Genomic DNA, 11,824 nt, shown 5'->3' with positions numbered 1-11,824 from the left:
TCAACCTAGGCGATCCCGCAAGGTCGGGACGAACCGGACGCGGCGTTGCTACCGTCGTCGGGTGAAGCATCCCCTGCGCGCCGTCGTCGTCGGCCTGCTCGCCGCGGCCGTCCCCGCCGCGCTGGTGGCCGCCCCCTCGCAGGCCGTGCGCCCCCGGGTCCACCCCGACCGCGTCGTCCTGAGCCCCACCGCGGCACCGGCGACCTCGCAGACGTTCACGTGGCGCACCAGCGCGAGGGCCGGTCGGGTGGTGGTCGCCGGGCCCGGCGGCACCCGCAGCGTGCGCTCCACCAAGACGCGACGCATCGGCAGCGCCCGCCACCTGAGCGTCACGGTGACGGGTCTGCGTGCCGGCACGGCGTATCGCTACAAGGTCGGCAGCAGGCGCGGCTGGAGCCCGGTGCGCACCTTCACCACGGCCCGGGCCGACGCCGCCCCCTACTCGTTCGTGGTGCTCGGTGACGCGCAGAAGTCGATCCGCAGCTCGCTCACCGCCGTCACCCGGCGGGCGTTCGCCGACGAGCCGCGCGCCCGCTTCGTCCTGCAGCTCGGCGACCTCGTCAACACCCCGTCGTCGGACGCGCAGTGGGACCAGGCGTTCGACGCGCTCGGCCCGCGCGTCAGCCGGGTGCCGCTGGTGGCCGTCGCCGGCAACCACGAGTACCGCGCCGACCGCACCGCAAAGGCCCACCGCGCGCACACCGAGGGCGCGCGCAACGGCGTGAAGGGCCAGGGCAGCACCTGGTACTGGACCGACTACCAGGGCGTGCGCGTCATCGTCCTCGACGGCAACCGCAAGCTGAAGGAGCAGACCGCCTTCCTCGACCTCGCGGCCCGCACCAACCCGTCGCGCTGGACGGTCGTCGCCTTCCACCAGCCGGTGTACGCCGGACGCGGCGACCGCGTGGACCCGTCCGTGCGCAGGGCCTGGGGCCCGATCCTTGAGCGGAGGGACGTCGACCTCGTGCTCACCGGCCACGACCACGTCTACACGCGCGGGTACGTCCGCCCCGACGGCCCGCAGTACGTGACGATGAACTCCGGGCCCAAGTACTACCCGCTGGCCCCGGCGTCGGCCAACGACTTCACCCGCAACGGAGCCGTCCGCAAGGTCGCGGCGGACCGGACGTCCACCTACGGCACCGTGACCGTCTCGGGCAGCACCCTGACGTTCCGCGCCGTCGTGAGCGCCAAGGGCAAGGGATCGACCACCAGTCGTGGCGTCGGCCAGGTGCTCGACGAGGTGCGGATCACCGACGACGGGCACGCAAAGCAGGTGCGCTGACGCCCATGGGTCCGGGAGACTCGGACCCATGGGTCACGTCGAGCTGAGCGGCATCCGCTACGAGCTGCCGGACGGCCGGGTGCTGCTCGACGACGTCGGGCTGCGGGTCGGCGACGGCGCCAAGGTCGCGCTCGTCGGCTCCAACGGCGCGGGCAAGACGACGCTCCTGCGCATCGTCACCGGCGAGCTGGCGCCGCACGCCGGCACCGTGACGCGCTCGGGCGGGCTCGGCGTCATGCGCCAGGTGGTCGGACGCGGCAGCCAGGACGTCCGTGACCTGCTGCTGTCGGTCGCCCCGCCGCGGGTGCGCGCCGCGGCGGCCGCCGTCGACGAGGTCGAGCTCGCGCTCATGGAGACCGACGACGAGCGCACCCAGATGCGCTACGCCACGCTCCTCGCCGAGTACGCCGACGCGGGCGGCTACGACACCGAGGTGATGTGGGACGCCTGCTGCACCGAGGCCCTCGGCGTCGGCTTCGACCGCGCGCGGTTCCGCGACCTCGACACGTTGTCGGGCGGCGAGCAGAAGCGGCTCGTCCTCGAGGCGCTGCTGCGCGGGCCCGACGAGGTGCTGCTGCTCGACGAGCCCGACAACTTCCTCGACGTGCCCGGCAAGCGCTGGCTCGAGGAGCGCCTCGCCGCGTCGCCCAAGACCGTCCTGTACGTCAGCCACGACCGTGAGCTGCTGGCCAACACCGCGACGCGCGTCGCGACCGTCGAGCTCGGTGCCGCGGGCAACTCGCTGTGGGTGCACCCCGGCGGCTTCGGGTCGTACCACGACGCGCGCAAGGCCCGCTTCGAGCGGTTCGAGGAGCTGCGCCGGCGTTGGGACGAGGAGCACGTCAAGCTGCGCGAGCTGATGCTCATGTACAAGAACAAGGCGGCCTACAACGACGGGCTCGCCAGCCGCTACCAGGCGGCCAAGACGCGGCTGGCCAAGTTCGAGGAGGCCGGTCCGCCGCAGGCCGTGCCGCGCGAGCAGAACGTCGTCATGCGCCTGACGGGTGGCCGGACGGGCAAGCGTGCCGTCGTCTGCGAGGACCTCGAGCTCACCGGCCTGATGAAGCCCTTCGACCTCGAGCTCTGGTACGGCGAGCGCGTGGCCGTGCTCGGCTCGAACGGGTCGGGCAAGTCGCACTTCCTGCGCCTGCTCGCCGCCGGCGGCAGCGACCCCGACGTCGAGCACCAGCCCGTGGGCGAGCGTCCGATGGACCCCGTGCGCCACACGGGCCGCGCCAAGCTCGGCGCGCGCGTGCGTCCGGGCTGGTTCGACCAGGTGCACGACCACCCCGAGCTGGTCGGACGCACGCTGCTGCAGGTGCTCGGCCGCGGCGACGACCACCGCGCCGGGATGGACCGCGAGAAGGCGGCCCGCACCCTCGACCGGTACGAGCTCGCGCACGCCGCCGAGCAGGCGTTCGAGCAGCTGTCGGGCGGGCAGCAGGCACGCTTCCAGATCCTGCTGCTCGAGCTGTCCGGTGCCACCCTGCTGCTGCTCGACGAGCCCACCGACAACCTCGACGTCCAGTCCGCGGAGGCGCTGGAGGAGGGCCTGGCGTCGTTCGACGGCACGGTCGTCGCCGTCACCCACGACCGCTGGTTCGCCCGCGGGTTCGACCGCTTCCTCGTCTACGGCTCCGACGGCTCGGTCTACGAGTCCGACACCCCCGTCTGGGACGAGTCGCGCGTCTCCCGCGCCCGCTGACCGGGACGACCAATCACCACGTTCACGTGGTACCTGGGTCGAAGCACGGTAGATCTACCGTGCTCGGGCTCAGTTACCACGTTCACGTGGTATTTGGTCCCCGCCCGACCTGGCAGGATCGGGGGATGGAACCCCTGCGCATCGGCGTCCTCGGCGCCGCCCGGATCAGCGAGAACGCCATCGGCAAGGCAGCGGCGGAGGCCGGGCACCGTCTGGTCGTCGTGGCCGCCCGCGACCGGTCGCGGGCCGAGACGTTCGCCTCCGACCACGGCGTCGAGCGGGTGGTCGACTCCTACGGCGACGTGCTCGCCGACGCCGAGGTCGAGGTGGTCTACAACCCGCTGCCCAACGGCCTGCACGGGCCGTGGAACCTGCGCGCGGTGGCCGCCGGCAAGCACGTGCTCACCGAGAAGCCGTCCACGTCCGACGCGGCCGAGGCGCGCGAGGTGCGCGACGCCGCCGCGGCCGCGGGCGTGCAGGTCGTCGAGGCCTTCCACTACCTGCACCACCCGGTGATGCGACGCGTGCTCGAGGTCCTGACGAGCGGCGAGCTCGGCACCCTGCAGCGCCTCGACGTCTCCATGCGCATGCCTCCGCCGGACGCAGGCGACCCGCGCTGGTCGTTCGACCTCGCGGGCGGCTCGCTGATGGACGTCGGCTGCTACGGCCTGAACGCCGCGCGGACGATCGCCGGTGTGCTCGGCGGCACCGTCGAGGTCGTCGCCGCCCGCGGCACCGGCGGCGACGACGACCCGCGCGTCGACGCGGCCGTCGACGTCGACCTCACCCTGCCCGGCGGGGTCGCGGCCACCGTCCTGAGCTCGATGGGCCACGACGACGTCGACTTCAGCCTCACCCTCACCGGCGACGCGGGAACCCTCCACGCGCCCGCGTACGTGCTGCCGCAGCAGGACGACCGCGTCGTCGTCACCACCGCCGACGGCGAGCGCACCGAGCGGCTCGGCACCCGCTCGACGTACGCCTACCAGCTCGACGCGCTGGCGGCGCTGCTGCGCGACGGGACGCCGATCGGGCCCGACGCCGACGACGCGATCGCGCAGGCCGAGCTGATCGACGCCGTCTACACCGCCGCCGACATGCCGCTGCGCCCGCGCACGACGCTGTGACCGTCAAGGCCGGCTAGCGGCCCCAGCGGTACGTCTGGACGTCGCGGACGACGCCGTCCACCCAGGCGGCGTCGTCGGTGGGGACGGCCGGGTCGTCGCCCAACGACGTGGCCAGCAGGAGCATGGGCCTCTCGACGTCGACGCCGTCGTCGGTGAGCGAGGGGTTCGTGTAGTCGTCGACGGGCAGGACGACGCCGCCGAGGCGCTCGTAGAACCCGATGCGCCGGCGCCGCACGTCGGCCTCGGACGGGTCGGTGCCCGGCTCGTCGGGGTGCTCGACGTCCCACACCAGCACGGACGCGTCGAGGCGACGTCCGTGGTCGCGCAGGTGCTGCCAGACCCGGCCGCCGACGCCCTCGCCGCGGCGGGCCTCGTCGACGACGAGGTACCGCAGGAACAGCCGGTCCGTGGGCACCAGCGAGCGCACGAGCACGAACCCGAGCGGGGTGCCGTCGGCGGTGAAGACGAGCGCCTCCTCGCCGGCGGTGCGCGCGCTCGTCACCGACTCCCACGAGGAGTAGTGAGCGGGCGGGAAGCCCGCCTCGTAGATCGCGCGGACGGCCTCCTGCCCGGCGGTGTCGAGGGTCTCCACGGGGGCCAGGGCGTCGGTCACGACGGTCCTCTCTCGAAGGCGAGCCGGCCACCGACGTACGTCGCGCGCACGCCGATGCCGGCGATGGTGTCGGGATCGACGGCGGTGGGGTCGGCGTCGAGGACGGTGAGGTCGGCGAGCTTGCCGGGGGTGATCGAGCCGCTGGTGCGCTCACGGTGGCCGGCGTGCGCCGAGCCCATCGTGAACGCGTGCAGGGCCTCGTGCGCGGTCAGCGCCTCGTGGGGCGCGAACGGGGCACCCGAGGACGTCCGCCGGTTGACGAGGTCGTGCACGCCAAGCAGCGGGGCACCGTCGACGACGGGCCGGTCCGAGCTGCCCGGCAGGCACAGGCCGGCGTCGAGGATCGAGCGCGAGCGGTAGGCCCACGGCACGCGCTCGGGGCCGAGCGCCGTCAGCATGCCGTCGCCGATCTCGTTGACGAACCTGCCCTGCGGCACCGGCACCACGCCGAGCTCGGCGGCCCGGGCGACCTGGTCGTCGCGGGCGACGCCGAAGTGCTCGATGCGGTGACGCACGTCGGCGCGGGGGAGCACCCGCTGCGCCTCGGCGTAGGCGCCGAGCACGAGGTCGATGGCGGCGTCGCCGATGGCGTGCGCGGCCACCCGCCAGCCCGACACGTGGAGGTCGACGATGCGCCGGTGCAGGGCGTCGGCGTCGTCCTGCAGGAAGCCGCGCTCGCCGGGCAGGTCGGCGAAGTCGTCGCACATCGCCGACGTGCGGCCGATCAGCGAGCCGTCGCTGAACACCTTGGCCGGTCCGATGCGCAGCCAGTCGTCGCCGAGGCCGGTACGGACGCCGAGGTCGAGGCCGAGGCGCAGGTGGTCGTCGTCGTGCGCCGGCAGCGGGTGCAGCGCGTCGTGGGCCACCATCAGCTCGACGCGCACCGGCAGACGGCCCTGCTCGCGGGCGCGCTGGTAGGCGTCCAGCTCGACGGGGGACCGGCCGATCCACCCGCCGCCGATGCCGGCCTCGGTGACGCTGGTCAGCCCCTCGGACAGGTAGCGCAGGCCGGCACGCTCGACCGCGTCGACGAGGTCGTCGAGGCGGTGGGGGAGGACCAGGTCGGAGACCAGCGACTGCGCGCGCTCCTGCATCAGCCCGGTCGGGCGGCCGTGCTCGTCGACCACCACGGCACCGCCGGGGACGTCGCGGCCCGCGTCGGCGAGGCCGAGCAGCTCCAGGACCGCGGTGTTGACCTGGCACATGTGGCCGCTGGTGTGCTTGAGCCAGACCGGCCGCCCGCCGGCGACGGCGTCGAGGCGGTCGCGGTCGGGGTGGCCGCCGATCTTGTTCTGGTCGTAGCCCGCGCCCACGACCCACGCGTCGGGCGCCGACGCCGCGGCCCGCCCGGCGACGGCCGCGTACACGTCGTCGAGGCTGCGGACGGGCGGGGTGCCGAGGTCGATCTCGAGCAGGTTCATCCCGAACCACGCCATGTGGTTGTGCGCGTCGGACAGGCCCGGGACGACCGTCGAGCCGCCGAGGTCGACGGTGCGCAGCGCGCGCACGTCGGGCGAGGGGTCGTCGTGGACGGCGACGACGCGGTCGCCGGTGACCGACACCGCGCGCGCGACCGGCTGCCGCGGGTCCATCGTCAGGAACCGGGCGCCGGTGAGCAGCAGGTCGGTCACGCGCGAGCCGCCGCGAGGTCGACGACGTCGGCCGTCAGGTCGGCCAGGCGGCGCTTCTCCACCCGCTCGGACGGCGTGCGCGGGAGGTCGTCGTGGAACGACCAGTAGCGCGGCACCTTGAAGCGGGCGAGCCGCTCGGCGCAGTGCGCGGAGAGCGCGGCGGCGTCGACGTCGCCCTCGGCCACGACCCACGCGCGCACCTCCTCGCCGCGGATCTCGTCGGGCATGCCGGTGACGGCGACCAGGCGCACCGACGTGTGGGTGAGCAGCACCTCCTCGACCTCGCGCGCGGCCACGTTCTCGCCGCTGCGCCGGATCATGTCCTTGAGCCGTCCGACGAGGTACACGCGGCCCTCGTCGTCGAGGCGGGCGAGGTCGCCGGTGCGGAACCAGCCGTCGACGAAGGCCGCCTCGGTGGCGGCGGGGTCGTCGAGGTAGCCGTCCATCATCCCGGCGCCGCGCAGCTGCAGCTCGCCCGTGGCGGGGTCGACGCGGGCCTCGCGGTAGGCGGTGGGCGCGCCGACGCAGCCGCTGCCGACGAGCTCGTCGTGGTCGAGCGGGGTGACCCGGAGGTCGGCGCCCGTCTCGGTCATGCCGAACGCCTCGAACCACGGGACGCCCCAGCGCTCCTCGATCTCGGCGTGCAGGGCCGGCGGGATGGCCGAGCACTGGACGGCACGGACGCGGTGCTGCTGGTCGGCGGGGTCGGGTGGCTGGCGCAGCAGCAGCGTCGGCATCGCGGCCAGGCAGTAGAAGTACGTGACGCCGTGCGCGCGGACGCGCTCCCAGAAGGTGCTCGGGTGGAACCCGTCGAGCACCACCAGCTCGGCGCCGGCGAGGAGCGCGGCGACGAGGTTCCACTGCGGGTCGATGTACGAGAACGGCTGCGCGGTGAGCATCACGTCGTCGGGCCCGAGGTGGGGGAACTCGTCGACCATGCCCTGCCCGATCGTGGCCCAGTAGCGGTGCGTCAGCAGGCACCCCTTGGGACGGCCGGTGGTGCCCGAGGTCATCTGCACGTTGACGACGGCTGCCTCGTCGGGCACGGCGACGGGAGCAGGAGGCGCACCGGCGGCGAGCAGGTCGTCGACGAGCAGCACGCGCGGCGGGGCGTCGAGCTCGTCGAGCACGCCGCGACTGCCGGCGTCGGTGACGACGCGCGTGGCGCCCGTCAGCGTGAGGACGTGCGCGGCGTCGGCGCTGCGGTAGCGGACGTTGACCGGCACCATCGCCGCCCCGAGCCGCATCAGCGCGAGCCAGGTGAGGGGGTGCTCGGCCCGGTTGGGCAGCAGGACGGCCACCCGGTCGCCCGGCCCGACGCCGTCGGCCGCGAGCGCCGCGGCCAGGCGCCCGACGTCGCGGGCGACCTCGGTGAACGTCAGGGTGCGGCCGGGGTCGAAGCGCCAGGCGACGCGGTCGGGCCAGGAGGACGCGGCGCGGTCGAGCGCCTCGACGACGGTGGGCACGGTTCAGTCCCCGGGAGCGAACACGTCGCGCTCGTTGGCGGCGCGGGTGAGCAGCGCGTGCTCGACCTCGTGGGCGAGCGCCTGGTCGAGCGTGGCGTCGACGCCGCGGTCGATCGTCTGCTTGGCGATGGCCGTGGCGAGCGCGGGCCGCTCGGTGACGCGCCGCGCCAGCTCGAGCGCGTGGTCCTCGTGGGTGCCCTGCGGCACGACGCGGTTCACCAGCCCCATCTCCCGCGCGCGCTCGGCGTCGACGCGCTCGCCGAGCAGCAGCAGCTCCTTGGCGCGCATCGGTCCGACGACGAGGGGGAGCAGCTGGGAGATGCCGCCGGTGACGCTCAGGCCCACGCCGACCTCGGGGAAGCCGAGCTGGGCGTCCTCGGAGGCGACCACCAGGTCGCAGCCGAGCGCGAACTCCGCACCGGCGCCGAGCGCGTAGCCGTGCACGGCGCCGACCACGATGCCGGGGAAGCGGCGGAACGCCCGGGTGACGTCCTGGATGCGCTCGACCCGCGCGCGCGTCTGGAGCGCCGTCTCGTCGAGGTCGGGCTCCTTGAGGTCGTAGCCCGAGCAGAACGCCCGGCCGCGCCCGGCGAGGACGACCACCCGTGCGCCGTCGGCGGAGGCCCGGTCGAACGCGTCGAGCAGACCGTCGACCAGGGCCGGCACCACCGCGTTCAGACGGTCGGGACGATTCAGGTGGATGCGGGCGATCCCCGCCTCGTGGGTGTACTCGACGGCGCTCACGCGGTGACGCTACTACAGGACCGCACCCGCACCGAGAGCCCTGGTCGAGGCGCCGTCGAGGCCCGGCTCGGCGGGAATGTCCGGTCTGGGCGTAGTCCCTTCGGGTCATTCCGACGGATCGTCACGTCGTCTCCCGGTGTCTACTCCAAACTGATGAGACCTACTTCATCTGGACTAGATCGAGGATGCCCCATGAGCAGGTCGTTGCACAGGAGTCTGGCAGGCGTCGCCGTGGTCGCGGCGGCCGGTGCGGTCGTCACCGGTCTGCTCGTCGCGCCCGCCATGGCCGCCGGCGACACCCTGGCCGGCACCGTGCGCGACGCGGCGGGCAAGCCCGTCGTCGGCGCGACGGTCCGCATCCTCGACACGTCCTGCTCCAGCGTGATCGACGAGCTCACCACCGACTCCGACGGCGAGTGGGGCGTGTTCCTCGACCTCGGCTCCTACAAGCTCGAGACGAGGCACCCGTCGATGGCGCCCGAGCTCTACCGGGACGCCGTCAGCTGCAGCGCGTCCACCACGGTGACGCCGGGGCCGACCGACTTCGACACCGTGATCGGCGCGGGCACGACGGTGAGCGGCACGCTCCGCAGCACCTCGGGTGCGGCGCTCCCCGCAGGTCGCTACACCGTGCGCGCCACGACCGACCGCACGCAGCCGTACGCGTCGGTGTCGACCACGTCGAGCAGCTACTCGATGCCCCTGATGGCCGCAGGCGGCTACCGCCTCACCGTCCTCAACGCCAGTGGTGCGTCGATCGGCAGCACGGACGTCACCGTCGGCTCGGCCGCGGTGAACGCCGACATCAGGACCTCCGCGACCGATCCGACGCCGACCCCGTCGCCGACCCCATCTCCGTCGCCGTCCCCCACGACCCCGGCGCCCACGACACCCGCACCGACCACCCCGGCCCCGACGACGCCTGCGCCGACGACGCCGGCTCCGACGACGCCTGCGCCGACGACGCCCGCGCCGACCACCCCGGCCCCGACGACGCCTGCGCCGACCACTCCGGCTCCGGCCCCGACCGCCCCGGCTCCGACCACTCCGGCTCCGACCACTCCGGCTCCGACCACGCCCGCGCCGACGACCCCGGCTCCGACGACGCCGGCTCCGACCACGCCGGCTCCGACGACGCCCGCGCCGACCATGCCGGCCCCGACGACGCCGGCCCCGACGAAGCCCGCTCCGACCACACCGGCGCCCACCACTCCGGTGCCGGTCAGCGGCAAGGTCGCCGTGCAGGTCACCGACGCCTACAGCCGCTCGGCCATCGCCGGCGTCGCCGTCAACGTCAAGACCGGCAACACGCTCCTCACCGGGGCGGTGACCGACGCGTCCGGCAAGGTCGAGGTCAAGGGGGTCGCGACCGGAACCGTCACGGTGTTCCTCGCCGACGGCGACGCCAAGCGCGCCGGAGGCGCCTACCCCTCGACGGCCGTCCAGGTCGCCGTCGGCAGCGGCACCAGCTACGTCGCGGCGACGCTCAGCCGGATCGTGCCGGTCACCGCACCGACCTACGCCGGCCCGGCCGTCGTCGGGTTCACGCTGACCGCCGCCCCGGGTGCCTGGCAGGGGCTCGACCTGAGCCTGAGCTACCAGTGGTTGCGCAACGGCGTCGCCATCCCGGGGGCCACCGCGAAGACCTACACGCCCACCTCGGCCGACACCGGCAAGACGCTGACGGTCCGGGTGCTCGCATCGGCGCCGGGGGCGGTGACGCGCAGCAGCGTCTCACCGAAGGCGATGCGCATCTCGGCACAGTCGACCACGACGGCACGGGTCGTCCGCGCGAACAGGACGACCGCGGTGGTGCGCGTCCAGGTCACGGCGCCGGGCGTCGCGAGCCCGTCGGGCACGCTGCGGCTGCGGGTCGGCGGCAGGGACCTGACCCGGACGATCGCCGTCCGTGGCGGCGTGGCGGAGGTGCGGCTCGCCCGCTCCACCGTCCGCCGGCACAAGGTGCTGGTGAGGTACAGCGGCCAGACGTCGGTCCTGCCCAGCCACGCGAGGACCGAGCGGTACTGAGCCCGGACGCACGACGGCCGGCGACGCGAGGTGCGTCGCCGGCCGTCGTGCGTGCCGTGGTGGGGCTGGGCCTCAGGCCCAGCGCTCCTCGCGCCCGACGAAGTCGAGCGTGCGTCCGCCGGTGTAGATCTGCTTGGGACGGGCGATCTTCTGGTCCTTGTCGTCGACCAGCTCGAGCCACTGCGCCAGCCAGCCCGCGGTGCGCGGGATGCCGAACAGCACCGTGAACATCTCGGGCGGGAACTGCAGCGCCTCGTAGATCAGGCCCGAGTAGAAGTCGACGTTCGGGTAGAGCTTGCGCGAGACGAAGTAGTCGTCCTCGAGCGCCACCTTCTCCAGCTCGACGGCGATCTTGAGCAGCGGGTTGACCCCGGTGACCTCGAAGACGTCGTCGCAGGCCTTCTTGATGATGGTGGCGCGCGGGTCGAAGTTCTTGTAGACCCGGTGGCCGAAGCCCATCAGGCGCTCGTCGCCCTTCTTCACGCCCTCGATGAACGACGGGACGTTGCTGACGTCGCCGATGCGTCGCAGCATCCGCAGGACGGCCTCGTTGGCGCCGCCGTGCAGCGGGCCGTAGAGCGCGGCGATGCCGCCGGAGACCGCCGAGTACGGGTCGACCTGGCTGGAGCCGATGGACCGCACCGCGTTGGTGGAGCAGTTCTGCTCGTGGTCGGCGTGCAGGATGAACAGCACCTCGAGCGCCTTGACCAGCCGCGGGTCGGCGACGTACTTGGGCTCGCTCATCTTGAACAGCATCGCCAGGAAGTTCTCGGCGTACCCGAGGTCGTTGTCGGGGTAGACGTACGGCTTGCCCTGCGCGTGACGGAAGGCCCAGGCGCCGAGCGTCGGCATCTTGGCGATCATCCGCACGATCTGCAGGTTGCGGACCTCGGGGTCGGAGATGTTGCTGGCCTCGGGGTAGAACGTCGACAGCCCGCCGACCGCCGACAGCAGCATGCCCATGGGGTGCGCGTCGTAGCGGAAGCCCTGCATGAGCGACTTGATGTTCTCGTGCACGAAGGTGTGGAAGGTGATGTCGTGCTCCCACTGGCCGTACTGGTCGGCCGTGGGCAGCTCGCCGTGGATGAGCAGGTAGGCGACCTCGAGGAAGTTCGACTTCTCGGCCAGCTGCTCGATCGGGTAGCCCCGGTACTCCAGGATCCCCTTCTCGCCGTCGATGTACGTCACGGCGCTGCGGCAGGACGCGGTGTTGGTGAACCCCGGG

General features: G+C 73.4%; 9 protein-coding genes. 4 read left to right on the top strand and 5 right to left on the bottom strand.

All coding sequences use genetic code 11. The features are described from left to right. Positions 1-61: 61 nt before the first annotated feature. The 3 genes from ACI6PP_RS06550 to ACI6PP_RS06540 all read left to right on the top strand — a co-directional run bounded on the left by ACI6PP_RS06550 (position 62) and on the right by ACI6PP_RS06540 (position 4,117). The gene (locus ACI6PP_RS06550) at positions 62-1,285 is read left to right on the top strand and encodes a purple acid phosphatase family protein (protein WP_421110117.1); all 1,224 of its coding nucleotides are present in this window, start codon (positions 62-64) and stop codon (positions 1,283-1,285) included. A gap of 28 nt (positions 1,286-1,313) precedes the next feature. After that, positions 1,314-2,990: an ABC-F family ATP-binding cassette domain-containing protein gene (locus tag ACI6PP_RS06545; RefSeq protein WP_421110115.1), complete on the top strand. Its 1,677-nt coding sequence runs from the start codon at positions 1,314-1,316 to the stop codon at positions 2,988-2,990. 125 nt (positions 2,991-3,115) lie between these two features. After that, complete coding sequence (locus ACI6PP_RS06540) at positions 3,116-4,117, top strand: Gfo/Idh/MocA family protein (protein ID WP_421110114.1); 1,002 nt, start codon at positions 3,116-3,118, stop codon at positions 4,115-4,117. A 13-nt stretch (positions 4,118-4,130) separates the two neighbouring features. On the opposite strand, the gene ACI6PP_RS06535 is transcribed toward ACI6PP_RS06540, so the two are convergent. Genes ACI6PP_RS06535 through ACI6PP_RS06520 form a run of 4 tightly spaced genes read right to left on the bottom strand, consistent with a single transcriptional unit; the run spans position 4,131 to position 8,571 of the window. Further along, entirely contained in the window at positions 4,131-4,730 is a 600-nt protein-coding gene (locus tag ACI6PP_RS06535) for a GNAT family N-acetyltransferase (protein ID WP_421110112.1), read from the bottom strand. Beyond that, positions 4,727-6,361, bottom strand: coding sequence for an amidohydrolase (locus ACI6PP_RS06530; RefSeq protein WP_421110110.1), 1,635 nt, complete (start codon positions 6,359-6,361; stop codon positions 4,727-4,729). The genes ACI6PP_RS06535 and ACI6PP_RS06530 overlap by 4 nt, the downstream gene beginning before the upstream one ends. Beyond that, positions 6,358-7,827 carry an AMP-binding protein gene (locus tag ACI6PP_RS06525; protein WP_421110108.1) on the bottom strand — a complete coding sequence of 490 codons (1,470 nt, stop codon included), beginning with the start codon at positions 7,825-7,827 and terminating at the stop codon, positions 6,358-6,360. The genes ACI6PP_RS06530 and ACI6PP_RS06525 overlap by 4 nt, the downstream gene beginning before the upstream one ends. 3 nt (positions 7,828-7,830) lie before the next feature. Further along, a complete protein-coding gene (locus tag ACI6PP_RS06520) occupies positions 7,831-8,571 on the bottom strand; it encodes an enoyl-CoA hydratase/isomerase family protein (RefSeq protein WP_421110106.1) in 741 nt (246 codons plus the stop codon). A gap of 192 nt (positions 8,572-8,763) precedes the next feature. Between ACI6PP_RS06520 and ACI6PP_RS06515 the strand changes: the two genes are divergently transcribed. After that, positions 8,764-10,599 carry a carboxypeptidase regulatory-like domain-containing protein gene (locus ACI6PP_RS06515; protein WP_421110104.1) on the top strand — a complete coding sequence of 612 codons (1,836 nt, stop codon included), beginning with the start codon at positions 8,764-8,766 and terminating at the stop codon, positions 10,597-10,599. A gap of 72 nt (positions 10,600-10,671) precedes the next feature. Here ACI6PP_RS06515 and ACI6PP_RS06510 read toward each other — a convergent pair. Next, positions 10,672-11,824: citrate synthase (locus ACI6PP_RS06510; RefSeq protein ID WP_421110103.1), on the bottom strand; the 1,153-nt coding region annotated here is incomplete at its 5' end.

This window comes from Solicola agrisoli (assembly GCF_049059935.1).
GTDB lineage: Bacteria > Actinomycetota > Actinomycetes > Propionibacteriales > Nocardioidaceae > JAURVT01.
The sequence above is the reverse complement of the archived record's forward strand: the minus strand, read 5'-3'. Positions and strand labels throughout refer to the sequence as shown.

What these genes read in the sequence shown, in the direction of transcription:
- ACI6PP_RS06515 (WP_421110104.1), top strand. Translation starts at nt 8,764, where the DNA reads ATGAGCAGGTCGTTGCACAGGAGTCTGGCAGGCGTCGCCGTGGTCGCG.
- ACI6PP_RS06545 (WP_421110115.1), top strand. Translation starts at nt 1,314, where the DNA reads ATGGGTCACGTCGAGCTGAGCGGCATCCGCTACGAGCTGCCGGACGGC.
- ACI6PP_RS06540 (WP_421110114.1), top strand. Translation starts at nt 3,116, where the DNA reads ATGGAACCCCTGCGCATCGGCGTCCTCGGCGCCGCCCGGATCAGCGAG.